Here is a 20,454-nt window from a genome sequence, read left to right on the forward strand (position 1 = left end):
CAACCTATGGTGTGCAAAAGCTGCGGGCGTTGGCCGTCCACTTGCCAAAGCCAACGGCGACCATATTGGTGATCACCCGGCAGACATAGCGCTTCTGGGCGGGATCGTTGTTGGGGCCGGCATGATATCGGGCAACGGCCATCGACCAAGTCTCGTGCCTGGCATGCAACTGTGTGAGGAAGCGTGCTGCGTAGTCAACGTTGCGACGCGGATCGAGCATGTCCTCGACGCTGCGAAACTGGTCGCCGTGATAGCGATGGTTGATCTGCATACAGCCAAGATCGATCAGAGACTTGCCTTCGCGCCGTGCAGTCTCGAAGGCAAGCAGTGCCTCTGAACGGGAGCGCGGGAAGACGGCTTTCCCCTCTATATTCAATGCATTGGGTTGAAGGCTGCCCTTGTTTCCGGTTTCCGTCAATCCAACCGCGTAGAGAATGCCGGCGGGTATCTGATAGCGGTCCGCGGCGCGCAGGATCTCGGCTTCGCAGGGATTGGTCGCTGCCGCAGCCGTCTGGGCGACAGGCGCGCTAGATAAACAGGCCGCGGCCAGAGCGGTCCTGAGAAGGCGGCGCTGAACGCTGCTCAGGTTGCCTGTCATCACCACGGTTCCTTCCTGACTGCCCGTTTGTGCCATCACCGTTCCCGCTGGAATTGCCTGGCTGGAAGGACGATTGATCCCGCCCGAGTGACGTTCCTGTTTGCGGTGCGTCCGCCCGCGCAGCCGGTGTTGATGCTATCGAAGGTTGTAAGATCGTTACCTTGTCGATGTCGAATCCGAGTGATTTCAGCGACTTCACAATCGCCTCGCTGTCGGAGCTCAATCGACGGTGTGCTTCGTAGGTATCGGGCTTCAATTCAATCGACAGTTGCTCGCCGGCGAGACGAAGGTTGGCGGTGACAGCCCCGAGCTCCGCCGGATGCAATTCGATCTTCAATATGTGTGCCGGAACTGCAACAGGCGAGCCGTTTTGAATGGCTGTAGCGGCTGCTGACGCGGCCCTTGCTGGTGCGGCGTTGCCTGCAATCGCATCGATGACGTCGCGCGCAGCCTGGCTGACGTTTTGAAGAGCTGGCGCCGGAAAATTCTGCTCGGCCGAGACCGTTGCGCGTGAGGCACCTGACTGCTTGAGCGCATCGTTCGAAGCCCGACCGCTGATCCCGCTCTTCAACGGTTCGGCTGGCATGGCTGCATTGTCGCCCGGCACGGCCTCTTCGTTCGTTGAACCGGCCGATATGGCAGCGTCCTGCGCGGACGCGATGTTGTCCGGCGTGCTGGCAGGGGTTGTTGCGCCCCTTACGGGACGAGTTGCCGCCGATTGGTCGATATGGATCTTTGGCGATGGCTTCTCATCGCCAGATCTCGTTCCGGTGTCATCTGTTCCCTGCAAGACCGTCGCGCGCTTTGCCTTGTCTGCGGATGGAAGATCAGCTTCGGCATCGGCTGTGTCCGGTTCGGATTGCTTCTCCTGATTGTCCGATTGCTGTCGACCCAGACCGTGCAGATTCAGGAACAACGGTATGCGGTTGCCTGCCGCCTGCTCCTGGGTGTCGGATGACGTCTTGTCGCCTGACTCTTCTTTGCCACCTTCATTGTCGATCTCCCTTGCGAGATCGTCTGCGGGTGCAGCGATACGATCGCGGCCGTTGAAGTTGAAATCACCGCGGATCTTTTCCCAATGCGAGCTGCCAGATCCACGTTGAGCGGTCTTGTCTTTGCCTGTCGCTTCCCGGTGAGCAAGCAAATCGTCGAAGGCAGGACCATCTTCGCCGGTCTTGCCAGTCGACGGCTGGTTGCCGGACCGTGGCAACGCGATGCCTGGAAAGTTCTGGCCTACACTTGCAGTCATTGAGGCGAGGCTCCCAGCAGAAGGTCGATCTTGTCGAGTTTACGTTTGGTATCCGCGATGGCGGCATCGGTTGTGTCCGAGCCAGCATTCGCGGATGCAGGCAAGATGGCCGCAGGTGGCGGCTGGATCGCTGCATCCTGAGATGCAGGAAGCGGTGTCTCCGCCGCTTTCGCCGCCGTTTCGGTTGCGGGCCGCTCTGATATGGCGTCCTCGACCGGAGGAAGATCTGAACCGTCGTCCTGAGCAGGCGCTGTACGCGCTTCGCCGGCCGGATCGTCTGCTGTCCCAGCCTTTTCTCGTGCAGCGACGTTAGACTTCGACTCTGGCGACTTCGACTCCGGCCCGGCGGGCGTTGAAGGCGGTCTATCGAAGACTGCCGGTATCGGGGGGGCCACGACTTCCTGTGTGATCTGCTGGGCCGCATCGAGCAACGAACGGTCACTCGGCGACAACCGGCTGCGATCGATCGTCTTCAGCTTGGCGCGAATGTCATCGACTGTAGCCGAGGTGATGCTGGACAGGCTGGCGTAGAGTTCGGCGCGCGGATCATCCGCTTGCGTCGCGCCCTTGTCCTGGGGAATGGCCTTCGTGGATGCGAAGGCAGACAGGTCATTCAATCCATCGATGGCGGCGCGGCGCGCGATACGCAGATAGATGACCCGCTCTCGCTCCGTGTCCATCATTGAAGTGATGTCAGCCAGCTTGTCCTGGCTCAGCGCCATGTGCAGTGTCACCACGCCGGCGACAAAGCTGTCGGCGAATTGGGCGGCGTAGGGAGAAAGCAGGTAGCGTTCGACATATTGGGTAGAGGCCTGCGCAAAGCGGGCCGCGTCACCATTGGTCGTGGCAATCGCCACTGAACGGCGCAATGCGGCCTCCTCCACCAGCGTGCCGGGGCTGAGCAGCCTGGCCTGATCGAGCAGTGTCAGCGCCTGAACAGGATCGTCGATCGCCAACAGAGATCCCTTGATCAGGGCGACGAAAGCGCCGACATCAGGCGACAACGTCATCGGATCGATCGGTTGCAATGCCGCAATGGCAGGCCCTGGCTGGCCGCCGAGGTAATCCAGAATGCCATCGACGATCGCCTGGTTGGTCGGATCGAGCTGGACACGTCCGGCTGCACTTCTGACGGTTGCCGGGTTTCCGCCGCTCATGCCGTAGACGAGCAGCGCACGCAGGTTCCTGGGTTCCTTGAAATCGTCGGGTTTCGACGCACGAAAACGGGCGTCAGCCATTTCGAGCAGCTTGTTCTGCATCGGCAGCGCGGCGTGGTCGCCCGACGCCAACCTGTCCTGCACGAGCTGGAGCGAGCGCACCATCTGATAGGGCTGCAACGGATCCTGGGCGAGGGCGGACGTGGTTACGCCCAACCCAAGCAGAGCTGACCCAAGGATGCGCGCTGCGCGGGTCATCCTCCCGTCTCCAGCAGGATCTCGATGCGCCGGTTGACGGCAGCGAGAGGGTCGGCCTTGTTCTTCGGCTCGCGGTCGGCGAAACCGGCAACTTCCTTGATCCGGCTTTCGTCCAGGCCACCACGCACCAGCATGTAGTAGGCCGAATGCGCACGGGCGGTGGAAAGCCGCCAGTTGTCATAACCGCCCTTGAAGGGACGGGCGTCGGTATGACCCTGGATGGCAACCGTGCCCTTCTGCTCCTTGACGATGCGACCGATCTTTTCCATTGCAAGCACGAGTTCGCGACGCGGCATTGCCGAGCCAATTTCGAACATGCCGAAGTTGAAGCTGTCGGTGACCGAGATCACGACACCCTTGTCGGTAGCCTCGACGCTGACGCCATCGGCAATGGCCTCGCCTGGTTTGAAGGCCTCGGCGATCTTCTTCTTCACCTCCTCGGCCGCCTTTTCCGTTGCGGCGGTCGGATCCTTGTCCTGCTTGGCTGTCTCGGCGTTTTCCTTGGCAGCCTCCGGCTTGGCCATGGAAGGATCCTTGACCGGGCTCTGATCCGTGCGCGCCTTTTGATCCTTGCCGACAGGCTGTTCCTTGACCTGCGGCTCGGCGGCTTGCGGATCCCTGGCCGCTGTCTTCGTCAGCTGCTGTGACTGCTCTTCCGGTTTGGCCGCTTCGGCGCTGGCCTCCGGCAGAGGGGTCGATATCTGTTGTGACCAGAAATCCGGAGCGAACGGGTCGCGGTAGGAATCGCCGCCGGAAGCGCCGGTGGCCGGGCCAGCCGTCTGCGCCCCGCCTTCTCCCTTGGTGCTAACGTTCTGTCTCGTACCGGTCTCGGCAGCGATTTCGGCGAGAACCGCGTAGGGATCAGCGAACAATTTCTCGTCGGCGTTCTTGGCCTCTTCGGCCTTGTCTTCCTTGGCGTTCTGACCGCTCTGCTGTTCCTGCGCGCTGCCGGGATTGCCTTTGCCGTTGTGACCCTGCTTGGCGGTTCCTTCGACCGGATCGTTGGAGGTGTAGCCCGGTTCGTCGGGCCCGTCACCGATATCCTGCAGGCCCTTGCGGCTGGCGCTGCGATCGATCAGCGGAACCGGGTTGAAGTAAGAGGCAACAGCCGCCCTGGTCTGTTCATTCGCTGCGTTGATCAGCCACATGACAAGGAAAAAGCACATCATCGCAGTCATGAAATCCGCGAAGGCGATTTTCCAGACACCACCATGGTGGCCGTCATCATGGTCGTCGTGGTTGCGACGGACGATAATGATTTCCTGCCTGTGATCAGCGCCTTCTGTCGTACTCATGAAAGGACCTCAGACAGGGCTGTCGACCATTCCGACATGCGTGTTTCGACGACGGTGTCATTGACGACGAGGGTCAGGTCGAGCGCGGACGCTTCCGTGAAATCCAGGCTCGCTGCCCGTTTTCCGAGTGCAGCCCTCAGCGGCTCGTACAGGGAGAGCGGTCCGCGGACAGAAATGCGAACGGATTCGCTATCGGCGAGCGTATCGCGAATGACCTTTTCCAGCGCGACGAGCGAGCGTTTCTGCAGTTCGTCACTCAACATGCCGCCAACGATGCGGGCGACCGTATCGCCCATCAGATCATGCAGACGGTGTTCCAGTTGCTCCGTTCGCTGCGCGATCGCCTTGCCGACATCATCGCCCAGGCCGTCAACCAGCGCCTTGGCCTGCTCGGCAGCGGCATGGCGCTCTGTCTCAAGCTGTTCGTTGAAGGCTGCGGTCAGCCTGGCTTCGAGGGCGTCCTCGGCCTTGGCGACCGCCATTGCGATCAGCTTGTCGACATCGATCGCGGGGGGGCCGTCGGCAAAGGGGGCCGGCTCAACGAACGTATGGGCCGGCCCGCTGCCGTGGTGGGCCGGCGTGCCGAAATCCGGCAGCAGGTCGGAAAGGGATGCCTGTCGCATCAGCCCGCGGCTTCCTGGGCCGTCCATTTGCGCAGGATGTTGGCCGTACGCTCCTCATTGATATCGACCATGCGGGCGAGCCTGTCCTGCGGCGCCGGCCGCAGTTTCCTGCGCAGGTCGTCGAGGGGGGCCGGGCGACTGTTGTCGGCCAACGCGGGAGTGGGTGTTTCCGCTTCGGAGCCAGCGCCCGGATTGGGCAGCGAGCGCTGCACGTCATCGAAGCTCGGACCGGCCAGCGCTGCCGGCTTGTTGGTCAGTGCCGCAGCCATCGGACGCAGGCCGAAGAAGGCGACAAGGAATACGACAATGATGAACGCTGCGGCGTTGATCAGGCTGCCGGTGTAGCTCGCAACTGCGTCGAGGATGCCGGGCGAAGCGAGTTCCTGGCCATCCAGCCCGTCGATGAATTCGACCGCCGAGACATCGATGATGTCGCCGCGCTTTTCGTCGAGGCCGGTAGCCGAGGCAACCATCTTCTTGATGTCGGCGACGCGCTGGGCGATCTGCTCCGGCTTGGCGTCCTTGCCTAGGACCGACAGCAATCGCTGCTGATTGACGACGACAGCGATCGACATCTTGGTAACCGTGTAGCCGTTGGAAACCGTGGCGATCTTCTTGGAATTGATCTCGTAGTTGGTGATCTCTTCCTTGCGGTCGTTCTGCGAGCTCGACTGTGGACCGTCCGTCGCGGCCGCCTGTGTTTCCGGCAGATTCTGTTCAACCGTGGCCGGCGTTGCCGCCTGGCGCTGGTTGCTGTTTTCGTTCGCCTTGACGGTCTGGACGGAACGCTCGACCCGCGATTCCGGATCGAAGATGGTTTCTTCGGTCTGGCGCGTGTCGGTGTTGACGTCGGCCTTGACGCTGGCGCGGAAATTGTCCGGACCGAGGTAGGGCGTCAGTGCGCGACGGATGTTGTCCTCGATCTGGCTTTCGACGGTGCGTTCGACGCCGAGCGAGCGGGCTGCGCTGGTGTTGGATGGGTCGTCGCCGGCAGCAAGCAGGTTGCCGGCCGAATCAAGCACCGTCACTTTTTCTGCCGACAGGCCGGGCACCGCTGCAGCGACCAGATGGCGGATCGACATGGCAGCCTTGCCGCCGTCGATACCGGCATAGCGGATGACCACGGATGCGGACGGCTGCTGCTCCTCGCGGCGGAAATTGGCGCGCTCGGACATCACGATGTGAACGCGAGCGGCCTTGACGCCGGCCAGGGACTGGATGGTGCGGGCGATCTCGCCTTCCAGCGCACGTACGCGGGTGACCTGCTGCATGAAGGAGGTAAGGCCAAGCGAGCCGACCTTGTCGAACAATTCGTAGCCGGCGTTGGCGCTGGTCGGCAGGCCTTTTTCGGCCAACAGCATGCGTGCCTTGGCAGTGGTGCCGACAGGAACCGACACGCTGGTGCCGTCCGAACCGACGTCGAAATTGAAACCGGCTTCGGAAAGCACCATGCCGATCTGGTTCACGTCGGAGCGTTCGAGGCCGACATAGAGCGTTTCATAGGAGGGGCGGTTCAGGTAAACCGAGCCAATACCGATGACGGCAAGCGTCAACAGCGCGATGCCAGCCATGATGGCCAGCCGCTTGGTGCCAAAATCCTGAAGATTGATGACGATGCTTCTAAGTTGTTCCGGCACGGGTCAAGGGTCCCTGCATGATTGCCCGCTGGAACACTAGACGCCGAAGCTTGTGCGAAAATGGTATCGGGCCGCGCTTGTGGCACGGCCCGATGAATAGGGGACAAAATTCAGGTGAGCAGAACCCGCTGCCGATCAGCTCTTGAACAGGGACAGGATGTTCTGGGCGCTGGAATTGGCAATCGACAAAGCCTGGATGCCAAGCTGCTGCTGCACCTGCAGTGCCTGAAGCCTTGTCGATTCTCGATCCATATCGGCATCGACAAGTTGTCCGACGCCTCGATCAATCGAATCGGAAAGCTTGGAGACGAAATCCTTCTGCATGTCGACGCGGGACTTCGCGGCGCCGAGTTCGGACGCTGCGCTTGCCATCTTGGCAAGCACTTTTTCGACGTCGGTGAGCAGGTTGTCGAACTGTGCTGTTTCGCCCGTGCCGGCGACACCTGTGAGATCGGAGACCGATATGTCCAGCAGCGCTTTGGTGGAGGCGCTTCCTGTCGAATCCAGGATACCAGCCTTGGCGGCGGCACTCGCGTCGATCAGGCGGACATTGTTCAACGGAATGTCGATCATGCCGGTGGTGACATTGCCGGCGGAATCACGATTGTAGGAAGAGATGATGCCGAGGCTGGCGTTCGTGACGCCTGAGTCGGTCTTCAGCATGTTCGTGCCGGCGTAGCTGGCCCCGGCAATGTTGTCCTTCAACTGCTTCTGCAGGGAATCAATGTCCCCCTGAATCTTGCTGCGCTGCTCAGGGCCGGACGCCTTTGCGAGCAGGATCTTCTGCTTGATGGCATCGACGACTTCGATCGCCTTGTTCATGGCGGTGTAGGCCGTGTCGACCTTGCCGGCTCCGAGGCCGAGCGCGTCCTGGACAACGGAATTCGCCTTGTTGTCGGAGCGCATGGTGGTGGCGATCGACCAGTAGGCGGCATTGTCGGAAGCGGTCGAGACGCGGTAGCCGGTCGAAATGCGCGACTGGGTCTGTTCGAGCGCCTTGTTGGTGGCGTTCAGGCTCTGCAGCGCGGTCAGCGCCGAGGCGTTGGTCATGATGCTCGCCAAGATAACTCCCCTTCAAATGGCCGCGCATTCCCCGCGCGATGACTGACCGCCAGCGTTGGCTTCCTGGAAACGGACGGCGGAGCAACGTGGTTAACAATAGCTAACCAGTCATGGTTAACAGATCATTAAAGAGGACTCTAATACAAGTCAGGAACGTTAAGAAAATAAAAAAATCAGGCCGCGCTTTCGGCGCGGCCTGACGATTGGTCGTGTTGCCTGAGAAGGTTCGGGATCAGCCGCGGAAGAGCGACAGGATCTGCTGCGACGAGCCGTTGGCGATCGACAGAGCCTGGATACCGAGCTGCTGCTGGACCTGGAGGGCCTGCAGGCGGGTCGATTCCTTGTTCATGTCGGCGTCAACGAGCTGGCCGACGCCACGATCGATCGAGTCGGAAAGCTTCGAAACGAAGTCCTTCTGCATGTCGATACGAGCCTTGGCAGCACCGAGTTCGGCGGCGCCGGTGGCCATGCCCTTCAGAGCCGATTCAATACCGGTGAGCAGCGCGTCGAAGTCTCCGGCAGTGCTTGCACCACCCGTGCCGGACACCTTCAGGTCCAGGATAGTGGTTTCCGCGCCTGTCGCGCCGAACTGCTTGTCCAGGATGCCGGTCTTGGCGGAAGCCGCAGCGGAGGCGTCCGAATCGATCAGTCGGGTGTTCTTGAAGTCGACGTCGATGGTACCGGTCGTGACCTTGCCCGCGGAATCGCGGTTGTAGGACGTCATGACCGTCAACTTGGTGTCGGTCGCCGCGGCATTGCCGCTGGTCTGCAGCAGGTTCGAGCCGGCATAGTTGGCACCAGCGATGTTGTCCTTGAGCTGGGACTGCAGGTTGCCGATTTCCGTCTGGATGCGTTCGCGGTCGGCGCCGCTCGAGGTCTTGGCCAGCAGTACCTTCTGCTTGATCTGGTCGACGACGTCGATCGCCTTGTTCATGGCGGTGTAGGCGGTGTCGACCTTGCCGGCGCCGAGGCCGAGCGCGTCCTGAACAACCGAGTTGGCCTTGTTGTCCGAACGCATGGTGGTGGCGATCGACCAGTAGGCGGCGTTGTCGGAAGCTTCAGCAACGCGCATGCCGGTGGCGATGCGGCCCTGGGTTACCTGGAGGTTTTTGTTGGTTGCGTTGAGGCTCTGGAGAGCGGTCAAGGCGGCGGCGTTGGTCAGAATGCTGGACATAAGTCCTGTTCCTTTTACTAAACTCTACTAAGGAACATGCCGTGAAGTATCGGCCAGAGCGGAGCGGCATCATGCCTGTGGCCATTCCTGCCACCCGCTCTCTAGGCCGCCTTTATGGCGGATAGGTCCTACCAAACCGCTAACGTCCAGCGTGCAATTCGCCAAATGTCGTTCGAACGGTGCGTTGGCTGCACTTGCCGAACCAATACGGGGGCGGGGAAAGTTTCGCACAATCTACATTTGCAAGGATGACGGCGCGAGCTGCCAATAGCAGCATGTGAAACCGCGGCGGGGAAGGTCGAATGTCGTCAGCAAAAAATCTGCGCACCACCGAAGCTTCGGACGACATTCGATTGCCGATCGGAAGCAATGTCCGCGGTGCCGCGACACTCATCCGCGCGGCCAACGGCGTTGGAATTGGGCCGGCCTTGGCCAATCTCTCCACAGGCGTTTCAGAGCGGGACCGGAAAAACGCGAAAAAAGCCGCGAAACTTGTGAAGCAGGCTCACAAGGCTCTTGAGGAACGCGGTTCCAGAAGAGCGGAGATACTGCTTGATGAAGCAATCGCGCTTCTGGACAATCCGCCTTCCGTATTGTGGTGCCATCGCCTCGTCGCAGCATCCAAGGCATCCAACTATGAATACGTTGTCGAAAACTATCAGCGTATCCGAGACATGGTTACGAGTGAGGACGAAATTGTCGTCGTCGAGCGGTCATGGATCGACTGCCTGATTTCAGCGGGCTTCTATGAAGAAGCATTGCGTGAACTCGATTCCCTTGCTGTCCGCAATGCTCTTGCCTGGAGCGCGATGAAGACCACCCTCGGGGTGATTCACGGCCGGCTGGGCAATCTCGGCAAGGCGATTGCCATCCAGAAGGAAATTCTCGCCAGAGAGCCGTCGGATGTGCTCGCACGCTGGAACCTTTCAATCCATCAACTGGAAGCGGGAGAACTGCCGGAGGCGTTCGACAATTACGAGGCCCGATGGGACTGGAAGGATTTTCCGTCAGAGCACCGTACCTTCGAGATACCGCGCTGGAAGGGTGAGAGCCTTGAAGGAAAGAAGGTTCTCGTCTGGCGCGAACAGGGCGTGGGTGACGAAATTCGTTTTGCCGGTATGTTGCCGGACCTCATTGCCGCCGGGGCCTGTATAACTTTCGAAAGTGCCCGCAAGCTCGCACCGCTGTTTCAAAAGTCCTTCCCTGAGGTTACGGTCCGGCCCGAGCAGCCCGCCGAGGCGCGCAAGCGTGACGACTACAAGGGGTTCGATTTCGAGGTGCCGGTCGGCTCGCTGGCGCGGTACTTTCGACCAACCGTTGCGGATATGCGGTCCAAGTGCCGACCATGGCTCAAACGCGATCCCGAGATCGAAGCGCAGGTGCGTTCTGACATCGGCGCGGCACCACACCAGCCTGTCATTGGCCTGGCCTGGCGATCTTCCAACCAGAATGTGGAGCGAAACCAGCACTACGTGAAAGGGGAATATCTTTCACCGTTGAAGATGCTGGGCGCGGCCAAGTTCATCTGCCTCCAGTATGATGAGTGCAGCGAGGAGGTTGGCGTCATGCGCGAGCTTGGCCTGCCTCTCTATGATTTCCCCGCGATAGACCAGATGAACGATCTCGTGTCGGCCGCTATCTTGCCGGCGCCTGCGATATCGTGATCTCGGCCGGCACCGCCACCGCGGAACTGTGTGCGGGACTTGGCATTCCCACCGTTTTGTTCGGGCTCAAGCATTCCCAGACTCAGCTCGGGACGGATGATGTGCCGTGGCACCCGGCAACCCGGTTCGTGTCGTTGGATCCGGACGAGCCGATCGGTGTACCGAGGTCGATTCTTTTTGACTGGAACAACATCGCCCGCTGGGCCGAGCAGGCGAGCGTCTCTGGTCGGCAGATCGACTGGCGGCTGTCGTTTCCCGGGGCAGCCTGAGAGCGCTGCCCGACAGATATTGGCTGGACACAAAACCAAACGAATGAAGCCTGCCGCAAGGCAGGCTTCATTCGTTTGGTTCCGACTCGTGGTACCGCCCAAAACCTGATGGTGCGTAGTGTTCGCGAGCAAGCTGGCCCAGTTCAGTTCGCAGCCGGAGTTGTGATCCGGTGCGTTCGCTATGTAAACGAACGCACCAGGCTGCCGACCAGCAGGTTCCAGCCGTCGATCAGCACGAAGAACATGATCTTGAACGGCAGCGACACAACAGTCGGTGGCAGCATCATCATGCCCATTGCCATGGTGATGGTGGCCACGATCAGGTCGATGACCAGGAAAGGCAGCACGATCAGGAAGCCGATCTCGAAGCCGCGGCGGATTTCGGAGATCATGAACGCCGGCACCAGGATGCGCAGGTCGACCGTGCCTCTTTCCACCGTCTGGCCGCGCTCGCGGGCGAGGTCGGCGAACAGGTCGAAATCCTTGTCGCGCACATTGTTCAGCATGAAGGTGCGGAACGGATCGGAAATGCGCTCCAGCGCCACCTGCTGGCTGATCTGGTTGTCCATGAGTGGCTTCACGCCATTGGCCCAGGCGCGATCGAAGGTCGGCGCCATGACATAGAAGGTCATGAACAGTGACAGCGAGATCAGGATCAGGTTGGCCGGGGTCGACTGCAGGCCGATACCGGCACGCAGGATCGAAAAAGCGATGATGAAGCGGGTGAAGCTCGTCACCATGATGAGTAGGCCTGGCGCCACCGACAGCACGGTGAGCAGCCCGAACATCTGGATGATGGTCGCAACCGTGGTGCCGCTCGCCTGGCCGATGCCGCCAAGATCGATCTGCTGGGCGCTCGCGGCTGTTGCCGTCGCCGCGAAAACGGTCAGGAAGACGAGGAGTTTTTTCATTCGAACAACAGCGTCCTGACCAGTACTTCCTTGACCTTGCCGCCGCTGCGGATGGCGGCGCGCTCCTGCAGATCCGCACGCAGATGCTGATAGCCGCTGGCGCCTTCGACCTGATGCATCTTCACGGTGCGCAGGAAGGCAAGCAGATCCTGATGCACATCTTCAGCCATGCCGGGGGGCGGCTGGCCGTCGAAAACCAGGGAAAGCTGCACACGGGCCCAGATCTCGGCGGGCGCCGCCAGATTGGTGGTCATCGGCGCCAGATCAACCAGTGCCGGACCCGTGTCGCCTTCCTTCTTGGCCTCGTGGGTCGCTTTCTTCTCGTGGCTTTCCTTGGCCGGCTGTGTCGGCTTCTCGGAGTTCTTGAGGTAGGTGCCGGCAAACCAGCCGACGCCCAATGCCGCGCCGGTCATGGCAAGCAACATCGCTATCTGGATGATGAGCGAGGGGCCTTTCGGCGGCGCTATCTGCTCTGTGTTGGCCACGTTCTTCTATCCGCTAGAACGGCAGTACCTGGTCGAGAACCTGCTGGCCGTATCCGGGCTGCTGGACCTCGGAGACGCGACCACGGCCGCCATAAGAAATGCGTGCCTCGGCGATGCGGTCATAGGCGATGGTGTTTTGCGGTCCGATATCGGCCGGGCGCACGATGCCAGCGATGGTCAGGACGCGCATCTCGTAGTTGACGCGTACTTCCTGCGAGCCGGTGATCATCAGATTGCCATTGGGCAGCACGTTGGTGACGACGGCGGCGACATTGAGCTCGATGGTTTCCGAACGTTCGATGGCACCGTCGGCATTGGTCTTGGTCTTCGATTCCATGCTGCCGTCCAGTTTGCCGCCGGTGCTGGCGCTGTCCCATTCGGCATCGGCCTTCAAACCCAACGAACGGCTTGCAGTACGGCTGCGATCATTCTGGTTCTTGAACTTGGCCCGATCGTTGATCTTGATCATGACGGTGAGGATGTCACCGGCGCGCAGGGCGCGCGGGTCGGTGAACAGGCGGCTCTGGCGGTCATCCCACAGCGAAAAGCGTCGCCGTTGCGTGGCTGGTGGCTCAGGGTACTGGTAGACCGGTTCTGCCTGGCTGCGGATACCCGAACCAACCGGCGACATTCGCGGTTCCTTGTTGACATCGCGCAGGTCAGAGGCGCAGCCGGCGAGGCTGGCGGTGGCGATGAGGATCAATGCCTTGCGGATCATGTCGGGTCTACCCTGCGGGCGGCGCTGCCCATGATGCCGGTGAGCGCGGCAGCCGCCTTGGTGTCCATTTCGTTGAGTATGACGCTTGCCTTGCGCGCATCGAGTTTCATCAGGATGGCGGCGGCGAGTTCGACATTGGTGCCGGCCAACCGCTCGGCGGCGGCGTCGGGTTTCATGCCGGAATAGATCTTGACGAGGCTGTCCTCCGCGCGGGCAAGGAAGACCTCGCGCCGTTTCAGCCATTCCTCGTATTCGGCGCGCTTTTCCTCGAGCGCACCGATGCGTTTGTCGACTTCGGTCTGCAACTGCTTGAGTTCGGCTGCCTGAAGCGAATAACGACGGTCGCGCGCGGCATCGGCGATGTTGGAGCAGAAGCGCTGGACCTCGCTTTCGTCACTTGGCGGGGCGATCGTTCCTGTGGTGAGGGCAGCGGCGCCTTCCTGTACTGCCAACCGCGGTGCGGGTTCGGCCAGCTCAGTCCTTGGCGCCTCGCGGGTCAGGTTCTGCGCGGCAACCGCACCCTGTCCGCCCGGCAGCACCTGCCGTACTTCCTCGGCATGGGCGGACCCGAGTGCGCCCAGAAGGGCGATCAGTGCGCTTGCCTTGACGCTCGATGCGTGGGTGCTGCGTTTGCTTTTCATCGGACAGCCTATTGGAGCACGAGGTCGGCCTGCAGCGCGCCGGCAGACTTGATGCCTTGCAGAATGGCGATGATGCCGTCGGGTTTGACGCCAAGGCGGTTGAGGCCGGAGACCAGCGTCTGCAGATCCGGGCCATCGAGAACGGCGACACGGGCATTGGGCTGGCTGATGTCGATGGCGGTGTTCGGCTCGACTGCCGTGACACCGCGCGAGAACGGCTCAGGCTGCACGACGGTCGGCGCTTCGGTGATGCGCACGGTGAGTGTGCCGTGGCTGATCGCAACACGCGAGATCTTGACCTTGTTGCCGATAACGATCGTGCCGGTGCGTTCGTCAATGACGACGCGGGCAGGAGTATCGGTCTCGATGACGAGATTTTCGATTTCCGCGTAGAAGCGGGCTGCCGCTATGCCCTTCGGCTTCTTGATGGAAACGGTCCGGCTGTCACGTTCTGCGGCGACACGCACGCCGAAACGCTGGCGGGTGTAGTCGTTGACGGCGTCCGCGATGCGTACGGCGGTCGAGAAGTCCGCATTGTACAGTTGCAGCGTAAGCATCGACTGATCGCCGAATTCGGCCTGCACCGCGCGTTCGACGATGGCACCGTTCGGCACGCGGCCGGCAGTCGGGACACCCTGCGTCACCTGCTGTGCCTGTCCCTGCGCGGTGAAGCCGGAGACCACGACAGAGCCTTGGCCGACTGCATAGATTTCGCCGTCAGCGGCTTTCAGCGGGGTCATGATGAGGGTGCCGCCCTGCAGTGAGGTGGCATCGCCCATCGACGACACGCTGATGTCGATGCGGGCACCGGATTGCACGAAGGGTGGCATGTTGGCGGTGACGATGACTGCCGCGACATTCTTGGCGCGCGCGTTGGTGCCTTGTGAAGCGATGCCGAGGTTTTCCAGCATGGCGCGGATCGACTGCTCGGTGAACGGCGAGTTGCGCAACGAGTCACCGGTGCCCTGCAGGCCAATGACGAGGCCGTAGCCGACAAGCTGGTTGTCGCGCGCGCTCTGCAGACGCGCGACGTCCTTGATGCGCGAGGCAACCTGACCGGGCGGCAGCGAACTGGGGCCTGGCGAAACCTGGAACATGCGGCTGGCCGTATCGCCGTCGTAGCTCGGATCGTCGAATTGCCCCCCTTCGCGCGAGGCCTTCGCGGCAAGCTCGCGCTTGGCCTTGGCGTTCAGGCCATCGGCCAGAACGGGCTGTGCACAGAGCAGTGCCGCAAGGACGATGGAAAATGCACGCTTCATGTAGCGGAAACCTGGATGGAACCGTCGGCCATCACTGTTCCGGAAAGCACCTTGCCGCTATCGACATTGCGGACCTTGATCAGGTCGCCGGCCGAGCCCGGCTGCAGGGACACCGCAGAGGCCGAGATGGTGAGCACGCCGGCGGTGAAGAAGACCTGCACCGTCGCTCCCTGTTCAACCAGCCAGGCTTCGCGAACCGAGTTGGCGGGGATGTAGCGGCCGGGCAGCAAGGTGCGCTTGGCAACCTTGCCGTCGAGTTCGGAAGCGATCGTGATCATGCCGGCCGGTTTGCGACGACCCGGTGCGAGGGTGACTTCCTTCAGGGCGGGCAGGCCGATCGTCTCGCCCGGATAGATGACCCGGTTGGGGATCAGCACGACCTCGTCGGCAAACGCCGGCAGCGCGCCAATGGCCAGGGCCAGGGCGAGTGTCAGACCGTAAGCGGTGGGGCGGAGAGCGTGCCGGGTCATCTTCGTTACCGGATGTTCTTGGAGACAACCGCGGCCATTTCGTCAGCTGCCTGGATGACCTTGGAGTTCATCTCGTAGGCGCGCTGCGCGGAAATCAGATCGGTGATTTCCTTGACCGGGTCGACGTTGGAGTTTTCGACATAGTTCTGACGGATCGTCGCGAAACCGGGATCGCCCGGAACGCCGACATTGGCCGGCCCCGAGGCTTCCGTTTCCTGGAACAGGTTGTCGCCCAAAGGAGCAAGGCCGGCCTCATTGGCAAAGGTTGCTACGGTCAACTGGCCAAGATTTTGCAATTCCAGCTGGCCATCGACCCGGGCAAAGACCTGACCCGACTTGTTGATGATGAGTTCCTTGGTATCGAGCGGCACAGTGATCGCGGGGACGATCGGCGCGCCGTCGACCGTCACCATCTGCCCGGTGGCATTGGTGTTGAACGTGCCGGCGCGGGTGTAGAGCGTCTGGCCGTCCGCACCTTCAATCTGGAACCAGCCCTTGCCGTCGAGAGCGAGGTCATAGGAATTGCCGGTGTTGGTGAAGCTGCCCTGGATGTGGACGTTGCGCACCGCGCTGGTCTTCACGCCGAGGCCGACCGACACGCCTTCCGGCACAATCGACGTATTGCCGCGATCGGGCACCCCCTGGGTGCGGTCGACCTGGTAAAGCAGGTCGGAGAATTCGGCGCGCGCTCGCTTGTAGCCGGTCGTGTTGATGTTGGCGATGTTGTTGGCGATGACTTCCAGATTGGTCTGCTGGGCGTTCATGCCGGTGGCGGCGATGGCAAGGGCTTTCACGGGGGCGTCCTCAGATGCTCATGCGGCTGACTTCGAGATAGGCCGTGACGATCTTGTCGCGGATGGCGATGGTCGTCTGAAGCGCCTGCTGCGCCCCCATGACGGCATCGACGACCTGCCGGGTGTCGACGTCGCCTTTCAACGCCTGGATGGAAACCTGTTCGGCGTTCTGCAGCGTGTTGACCGTCTTCGTCGCTGCCTGGTTCAGGGCTTCTGCGAAGGTGGACGCGACCTGCGTTCCGGTGGGTGCCGCGCTCGTTGCGCCGAAAAGATCCGTCGAGGTTTCCGAGCCGCCGGTGGCGGGTTTCAACTGGACTGCGCCGATACCGCCAATCATGACTGGTTCCTCATAAGGTCAATGGTCATCGAGATAAGATCGCGGGCCTGTTTGACGACCTGCAGGTTGGCTTCGTAGGAGCGGTTCGCCTCGGTCATGTCGGCCATTTCAATCAGCACGTTGACGTTGGGCATCTTCACGTAGCCCTTCGCATCGGCGGCCTGGTTGCCGGGCTGGAACTCAACCGGAAAATCGGATGGGTCCTGAGCGATGGAGTTGATCTCCACGGTCGAACCGCCGGAGGCGCGGTCAAGTTCCGAGACGAAGGAGATCGTCTTGCGGCGATAAGGATCGGCGCCTGGCGTGGCTCCCGTGGATTGTGCGTTGGCGAGGTTTTCAGAAACGACGCGCATGCGTTCGGACTGGGCGCCGAGGCCTGAAGCAGCAACCTTGAGAGCGGCGGTGAGAGCATCCATCGCATCAGCCCTTTATCGTGGTCATCATCATCGTGTGGAAAGCCTTCACGATGGCGGTGTTGAGTTCGAAGGAGCGGCGAATTTCGCCTGCCTTCATGAGCTCGTTTTCCATCACCACGGTGTTCTTGGATGGCATCGCCGGGCCTGTGGGCTCCTGCGGCTTGACGGTGAAGGCTGCTTCCGTGACGCCGCCAAGATGGCCGCTCTGGGTGGCGCTCAGGCGAACGGCCGTGCGGTCGAGAACCTTTTCGAAGGGTTCGACGTCTGTAGCGCTGTAGCCCGGCGTGTTCGCGTTGGCGATGTTGCCGGCGACGGACGACTGGCGAACCGACAGCCATTGCGACTGTCTGGTGGCAAGGTTGAAAAGGTTGACGGGCTCCATGGGAATCTCCGGATCGTTAACCGGAAATTAGGACACCAGTCTTGCGCGGGCCTTGCGCGTGGCGGCAAGGCTAGACGGTACGCTAGTTGGAGATTTCGAGCACGCGGTCGGTGTTGGTAACCAGAACCCACTTGCCTGCGCGCTGTTCGATCGATTTCACGCGCGAAGAATCCGGCAGCGTCGAACCGGTCTGGACGACCCAGAGTCCCGAATTGTCCTCGATCATCGCACGACCGTTGGCTATGTGAACCAGCCGGAAAGCCACGGCCTCCACCGGATAAGGCTGTTCTTCGACGCCCGGCACCTGTTCGGGCGCCAGGGGGCGGCTTTGCAGCGTGGCGGTGAAGGACATGTCGAGGTTCGGTTCCAGCGCTTCGGCCTGACCCTGCATCGGGTTGGTTCCGCTGCCGTCCGGCGTTACCACCATGCGTCCGGCGTTCTGGCCACGGCCGCCGAACTTGATGCCCTGAACGCCGAATTGCTCCGGATTGAAGAAGATGTACCAAGGGAAAAGCGCGCAAACGAGGCCGAGCATGACGCCCGAAGCGGCCATGATGAAGTCGCTGCGCCGGGTATCTTTCTTCATCCTCTGGAACGGCTCGCTCGATTGCAGGGGCCGATCAGGGAAATCGGTTCTGGAGGTTCTAGCGGGTCGTCGGCTTAGATTTGGTAAATGAACCTTGGGTTCCGGCGTAATATCTGGCGGTGCAAACAGTTCGGCCAAGGCCTCGCTGCTGCCAAACCCTTGTTCTGCCTTCACCGTCTTTTTCTTCGATTTGCCGGCCAGAGCCGGCTTGCGCTCTTGCCTTGAAAGCGGGCTCAACAGCCTGGACAGCAGGCGCTTTCTCGGGCGCGCACGTTTTTCCGCTGCCGTTGCCTGAGCAAGCATCTCATGCAGCAGCGCCTCGGTCTGCTCCAGGTCAGTCTGTCGGATCGGCATTGTGCCTGCCTCTCAGATGATGGGCTAGATCCGAGAAAGGATCGGCCGAGGGGCCGTCCTTCGGCGATTGCGTCAGGGCTTCATAGATAAGCGGCACCTGACGCACCGCCATGTCGAGTTCAGGGTCCGCTCCGCCCTGATAGGCGCCGAGCAGGCGGATGTCGCGGGTGTCCTCGAAGCGCGAGATCATCGCCTTTAGCCTTGTCACCAATGTCTGCTGGTCAGGCGTCCAGGCCTTTGAGGCGAGACGCGAGATGGAGGCAAGCGGGTTGACCGGCGGATAGCGGCCCTGCTCAGCGATCGAGCGATCGAGCACGACGTGACCGTCGAGAATGCCGCGCACGGAATCTGCGACCGGGTCGTTGTGATCATCGCCGTCGACGAGCACCGAGATGATGGCGGTGATCGAGCCGGTGCCTTCGAGCCCGGGGCCGGCACGCTCGAGCAGTTTGGGCAGATCGGTGAACACCGACGCCGGATAGCCGCGTGCCACCGGCGGTTCGCCGGTGCCTGTTGCCACTTCACGCAGGGCATGTGCGAAACGCGTGATCGAATCCAGGACCAGCAGAACGCGATGGCCCTGGTCGCGGAAGTGTTCGGCGACGCGCATGGCGGTATCGGGCGCGCGCCGCCGCATCATGGCGCTTTCGTCACTGGTTGCGACCACGGCCACGGTCTTTGCCATAGCCGTTGCGCCGATCGTGTCCTCGAGGAATTCGCGCACCTCGCGGCCACGCTCACCGACGAGCGCCACGACCACCGTGTCAAAGGCATCAGCGCCGGCCAGCATGGCGAGCAGCGTCGATTTACCGACGCCTGAGCCGGCGAAGACCCCCATGCGCTGGCCGAAGCAGAGCGGGGTGAAGATGTCGATGACGCGAACACCCGTCATGAAGGATGTACCAACGCGTTGCCGTGCCATGGCTCCAGGCGTGGCGTCGTGTGGAAGTTCGCCCTCGTTCTTCCGCAGCAGAGGCGGACCACCGTCGATGGCGCGCGCCAGCGCGTCGATGGTGCGGCCACGCCACGAGGCGTGCGGCGTCACCGCAAGCGGACCACGCCGGAAAACCGTGTCGCCTATGCCGGCATCGGGGCTGCGTTCGAAGGGCGCGACAACGATGTCGTCGCGACCGATATGAACGATTTCGCCGCGGCGATTGCCGCTGCGGCTCCGGTGTTCGACGATATCCCCGAGCCTCGCGATATCCGACAGGCCACGCACCTTGTAATGTGTAGCCGATACTTCGGCGACAAGACCGCCCCGCTTCAGCATCGCATCGTCATTGTCGAAGCGACGCCAGACATGCTCCAACACCGCAAGCCGGTTCTCAGGCCTTGCATCGCGTTCAGTGGTGCGGATCAGGGACCGGTCGGCGGCAGCCATGGCGGATTACTTCGAACCCAGCGTCTTGATTGCCTCGTCTGTCGAGTTGCCGGCCTGCCGAACCATCGCCGCGACATTCTCGAAGGCACGCTGCACCTGGATCAGCCGCATCATTTCCATGACTGGATTGACGTTGGAGTTTTCCAGGAAACCTTGTGCCACCCCGACGTCGGAACGGTCGGTGACCGGCTCCGGCGCCCGCGGGGGCACGATGCCGGAATTGCCGTAGCGGGTGAAATTCACGCCAGGATCAAAAGTGAACAGGCCGATGGCGCCGACCTGGCGGTCGCCCTGATGCAAAGCGCCGTCCGCGCCGACCTTGGGCGGTCCGCCGCGCGGATCAAGCTGGATCGGGGCGCCGCCTGCATCGAGTACGGGATGCCCTTCGATCGAAAGCAACTCGCCATTCTGGTTCATGGAGAAGCGGCCGTCGCGCGTCATGATGGTGCCCGACGGCGTCTGGATGCCAAACCAGGCGTTTCCTTTGACGGCAAAGTCGAACGGGTTGCCTGTTTCCTGCATGCCGCCATTGGCACCGGAAAGGAAAGTGTCGCCGGTGGATGCAAAGGCGACAGACCGCTGGCCCGTTCCGGAGACGACGTCCTCGAATTTCACACCCGTTGCACGAAAGCCGATGGTCGAGGCGTTGGCGACGTTGTCGGCGATCGTGTTGAGGCGCTTCTCCAGCGCGATCTGGGAGGACAGGGAGACGTAGAGGCTATCTTGCATGA

General features: G+C 61.7%; 23 protein-coding genes. 2 read left to right on the forward strand and 21 right to left on the reverse strand.

The window, feature by feature from the left end; all coding sequences use genetic code 11:
* Nucleotides 1–4: 4 nt before the first annotated feature.
* The 8 genes from C1M53_RS18265 to C1M53_RS18300 all read right to left on the reverse strand — a co-directional run bounded on the left by C1M53_RS18265 (nt 5) and on the right by C1M53_RS18300 (nt 9,053).
* Nucleotides 5–598, reverse strand: a complete 594-nt coding sequence (locus C1M53_RS18265) for a transglycosylase SLT domain-containing protein (RefSeq protein ID WP_129413525.1) — start codon at nt 596–598, stop codon at nt 5–7.
* On the reverse strand, nt 528–1,847 hold the full coding sequence (locus C1M53_RS18270) for a flagellar hook-length control protein FliK (RefSeq protein WP_129413526.1): 1,320 nt from the start codon (nt 1,845–1,847) through the stop codon (nt 528–530). Before C1M53_RS18270 ends, C1M53_RS18265 begins: the two co-directional genes overlap by 71 nt.
* Nucleotides 1,844–3,262, reverse strand: a complete 1,419-nt coding sequence (locus C1M53_RS18275) for a chemotaxis protein MotC (protein ID WP_129413527.1) — start codon at nt 3,260–3,262, stop codon at nt 1,844–1,846. Before C1M53_RS18275 ends, C1M53_RS18270 begins: the two co-directional genes overlap by 4 nt.
* Entirely contained in the window at nt 3,259–4,557 is a 1,299-nt protein-coding gene (locus tag C1M53_RS18280; RefSeq protein WP_129413528.1) for a MotB family protein, read from the reverse strand. The genes C1M53_RS18275 and C1M53_RS18280 overlap by 4 nt, the downstream gene beginning before the upstream one ends.
* Entirely contained in the window at nt 4,554–5,180 is a 627-nt protein-coding gene (locus C1M53_RS18285; RefSeq protein ID WP_129413529.1) for a hypothetical protein, read from the reverse strand. The genes C1M53_RS18280 and C1M53_RS18285 overlap by 4 nt, the downstream gene beginning before the upstream one ends.
* On the reverse strand, nt 5,180–6,817 hold the full coding sequence (fliF, locus tag C1M53_RS18290) for a flagellar basal-body MS-ring/collar protein FliF (RefSeq protein ID WP_129413530.1): 1,638 nt from the start codon (nt 6,815–6,817) through the stop codon (nt 5,180–5,182). The genes C1M53_RS18285 and fliF overlap by 1 nt, the downstream gene beginning before the upstream one ends.
* A gap of 135 nt (nt 6,818–6,952) precedes the next feature.
* On the reverse strand, nt 6,953–7,867 hold the full coding sequence (locus tag C1M53_RS18295; protein ID WP_348629995.1) for a flagellin: 915 nt from the start codon (nt 7,865–7,867) through the stop codon (nt 6,953–6,955).
* Between the two features lie 244 nt (nt 7,868–8,111).
* A complete protein-coding gene (locus C1M53_RS18300) occupies nt 8,112–9,053 on the reverse strand; it encodes a flagellin (RefSeq protein WP_129413532.1) in 942 nt (313 codons plus the stop codon).
* A gap of 353 nt (nt 9,054–9,406) precedes the next feature.
* Here C1M53_RS18300 and C1M53_RS18305 point away from each other — a divergent pair, with 353 nt between their 5' ends.
* Together C1M53_RS18305 and C1M53_RS18310 are read left to right on the forward strand one after the other, a co-directional pair.
* Nucleotides 9,407–10,717, forward strand: coding sequence for a tetratricopeptide repeat protein (locus tag C1M53_RS18305; protein WP_129413533.1), 1,311 nt, complete (start codon nt 9,407–9,409; stop codon nt 10,715–10,717).
* The gene (locus C1M53_RS18310; RefSeq protein ID WP_129413534.1) at nt 10,714–10,986 is read left to right on the forward strand and encodes a hypothetical protein; all 273 of its coding nucleotides are present in this window, start codon (nt 10,714–10,716) and stop codon (nt 10,984–10,986) included. Before C1M53_RS18305 ends, C1M53_RS18310 begins: the two co-directional genes overlap by 4 nt.
* A 179-nt stretch (nt 10,987–11,165) precedes the next feature.
* Here C1M53_RS18310 and fliP read toward each other — a convergent pair whose 3' ends face one another.
* The 13 genes from fliP to flgF form a co-directional block, all read right to left on the reverse strand.
* Nucleotides 11,166–11,897 carry a flagellar type III secretion system pore protein FliP gene (fliP, locus tag C1M53_RS18315; protein WP_129413535.1) on the reverse strand — a complete coding sequence of 244 codons (732 nt, stop codon included), beginning with the start codon at nt 11,895–11,897 and terminating at the stop codon, nt 11,166–11,168.
* The gene (locus tag C1M53_RS18320) at nt 11,894–12,382 is read right to left on the reverse strand and encodes a flagellar basal body-associated FliL family protein (protein WP_129413536.1); all 489 of its coding nucleotides are present in this window, start codon (nt 12,380–12,382) and stop codon (nt 11,894–11,896) included. The genes fliP and C1M53_RS18320 overlap by 4 nt, the downstream gene beginning before the upstream one ends.
* A 13-nt stretch (nt 12,383–12,395) precedes the next feature.
* Nucleotides 12,396–13,100 carry a flagellar basal body L-ring protein FlgH gene (flgH, locus tag C1M53_RS18325; protein WP_129413537.1) on the reverse strand — a complete coding sequence of 235 codons (705 nt, stop codon included), beginning with the start codon at nt 13,098–13,100 and terminating at the stop codon, nt 12,396–12,398.
* On the reverse strand, nt 13,097–13,741 hold the full coding sequence (locus C1M53_RS18330) for a MotE family protein (RefSeq protein ID WP_129413538.1): 645 nt from the start codon (nt 13,739–13,741) through the stop codon (nt 13,097–13,099). Before C1M53_RS18330 ends, flgH begins: the two co-directional genes overlap by 4 nt.
* 8 nt (nt 13,742–13,749) lie before the next feature.
* Nucleotides 13,750–15,000, reverse strand: a complete 1,251-nt coding sequence (locus C1M53_RS18335; protein WP_129413539.1) for a flagellar basal body P-ring protein FlgI — start codon at nt 14,998–15,000, stop codon at nt 13,750–13,752.
* Nucleotides 14,997–15,470: a flagellar basal body P-ring formation chaperone FlgA gene (gene flgA, locus C1M53_RS18340; protein WP_129413540.1), complete on the reverse strand. Its 474-nt coding sequence runs from the start codon at nt 15,468–15,470 to the stop codon at nt 14,997–14,999. The genes C1M53_RS18335 and flgA overlap by 4 nt, the downstream gene beginning before the upstream one ends.
* Before the next feature lie 5 nt (nt 15,471–15,475).
* Nucleotides 15,476–16,264, reverse strand: coding sequence for a flagellar basal-body rod protein FlgG (flgG, locus tag C1M53_RS18345; protein ID WP_129413541.1), 789 nt, complete (start codon nt 16,262–16,264; stop codon nt 15,476–15,478).
* A 10-nt stretch (nt 16,265–16,274) separates the two neighbouring features.
* On the reverse strand, nt 16,275–16,601 hold the full coding sequence (locus C1M53_RS18350; RefSeq protein ID WP_129413542.1) for a flagellar hook-basal body complex protein FliE: 327 nt from the start codon (nt 16,599–16,601) through the stop codon (nt 16,275–16,277).
* Nucleotides 16,598–17,017, reverse strand: a complete 420-nt coding sequence (flgC, locus tag C1M53_RS18355; protein WP_129413543.1) for a flagellar basal body rod protein FlgC — start codon at nt 17,015–17,017, stop codon at nt 16,598–16,600. Before flgC ends, C1M53_RS18350 begins: the two co-directional genes overlap by 4 nt.
* Nucleotides 17,018–17,021: 4 nt before the next feature.
* Nucleotides 17,022–17,399 carry a flagellar basal body rod protein FlgB gene (gene flgB, locus C1M53_RS18360; RefSeq protein ID WP_129413544.1) on the reverse strand — a complete coding sequence of 126 codons (378 nt, stop codon included), beginning with the start codon at nt 17,397–17,399 and terminating at the stop codon, nt 17,022–17,024.
* An 82-nt stretch (nt 17,400–17,481) separates the two neighbouring features.
* Nucleotides 17,482–17,985, reverse strand: a complete 504-nt coding sequence (locus C1M53_RS18365; protein WP_129413545.1) for a hypothetical protein — start codon at nt 17,983–17,985, stop codon at nt 17,482–17,484.
* 334 nt (nt 17,986–18,319) lie between these two features.
* On the reverse strand, nt 18,320–19,723 hold the full coding sequence (gene fliI / locus C1M53_RS18370; protein ID WP_129413546.1) for a flagellar protein export ATPase FliI: 1,404 nt from the start codon (nt 19,721–19,723) through the stop codon (nt 18,320–18,322).
* 6 nt (nt 19,724–19,729) lie between these two features.
* Entirely contained in the window at nt 19,730–20,452 is a 723-nt protein-coding gene (gene flgF, locus C1M53_RS18375; RefSeq protein WP_129413547.1) for a flagellar basal-body rod protein FlgF, read from the reverse strand.
* Nucleotides 20,453–20,454: the final 2 nt, after the last annotated feature.

The sequence above is a fragment of the Mesorhizobium sp. Pch-S genome, from assembly GCF_004136315.1.
Classification (GTDB): Bacteria; Pseudomonadota; Alphaproteobacteria; order Rhizobiales; family Rhizobiaceae; genus Mesorhizobium.

What these genes read in the sequence shown, in the direction of transcription:
- fliI (WP_129413546.1), bottom strand. Translation starts at nt 19,723, where the DNA reads ATGGCTGCCGCCGACCGGTCCCTGATCCGCACCACTGAACGCGATGCA.
- flgB (WP_129413544.1), bottom strand. Translation starts at nt 17,399, where the DNA reads ATGGAGCCCGTCAACCTTTTCAACCTTGCCACCAGACAGTCGCAATGG.
- flgC (WP_129413543.1), bottom strand. Translation starts at nt 17,017, where the DNA reads ATGGATGCTCTCACCGCCGCTCTCAAGGTTGCTGCTTCAGGCCTCGGC.
- C1M53_RS18280 (WP_129413528.1), bottom strand. Translation starts at nt 4,557, where the DNA reads ATGAGTACGACAGAAGGCGCTGATCACAGGCAGGAAATCATTATCGTC.
- C1M53_RS18300 (WP_129413532.1), bottom strand. Translation starts at nt 9,053, where the DNA reads ATGTCCAGCATTCTGACCAACGCCGCCGCCTTGACCGCTCTCCAGAGC.
- flgH (WP_129413537.1), bottom strand. Translation starts at nt 13,100, where the DNA reads ATGATCCGCAAGGCATTGATCCTCATCGCCACCGCCAGCCTCGCCGGC.
- flgF (WP_129413547.1), bottom strand. Translation starts at nt 20,452, where the DNA reads ATGCAAGATAGCCTCTACGTCTCCCTGTCCTCCCAGATCGCGCTGGAG.
- C1M53_RS18265 (WP_129413525.1), bottom strand. Translation starts at nt 598, where the DNA reads ATGACAGGCAACCTGAGCAGCGTTCAGCGCCGCCTTCTCAGGACCGCT.
- fliP (WP_129413535.1), bottom strand. Translation starts at nt 11,897, where the DNA reads ATGAAAAAACTCCTCGTCTTCCTGACCGTTTTCGCGGCGACGGCAACA.
- C1M53_RS18270 (WP_129413526.1), bottom strand. Translation starts at nt 1,847, where the DNA reads ATGACTGCAAGTGTAGGCCAGAACTTTCCAGGCATCGCGTTGCCACGG.
- C1M53_RS18275 (WP_129413527.1), bottom strand. Translation starts at nt 3,262, where the DNA reads ATGACCCGCGCAGCGCGCATCCTTGGGTCAGCTCTGCTTGGGTTGGGC.
- C1M53_RS18330 (WP_129413538.1), bottom strand. Translation starts at nt 13,741, where the DNA reads ATGAAAAGCAAACGCAGCACCCACGCATCGAGCGTCAAGGCAAGCGCA.
- flgA (WP_129413540.1), bottom strand. Translation starts at nt 15,470, where the DNA reads ATGACCCGGCACGCTCTCCGCCCCACCGCTTACGGTCTGACACTCGCC.
- C1M53_RS18285 (WP_129413529.1), bottom strand. Translation starts at nt 5,180, where the DNA reads ATGCGACAGGCATCCCTTTCCGACCTGCTGCCGGATTTCGGCACGCCG.
- C1M53_RS18350 (WP_129413542.1), bottom strand. Translation starts at nt 16,601, where the DNA reads ATGATTGGCGGTATCGGCGCAGTCCAGTTGAAACCCGCCACCGGCGGC.
- C1M53_RS18295 (WP_348629995.1), bottom strand. Translation starts at nt 7,867, where the DNA reads ATGACCAACGCCTCGGCGCTGACCGCGCTGCAGAGCCTGAACGCCACC.
- C1M53_RS18365 (WP_129413545.1), bottom strand. Translation starts at nt 17,985, where the DNA reads ATGAAGAAAGATACCCGGCGCAGCGACTTCATCATGGCCGCTTCGGGC.
- C1M53_RS18335 (WP_129413539.1), bottom strand. Translation starts at nt 15,000, where the DNA reads ATGAAGCGTGCATTTTCCATCGTCCTTGCGGCACTGCTCTGTGCACAG.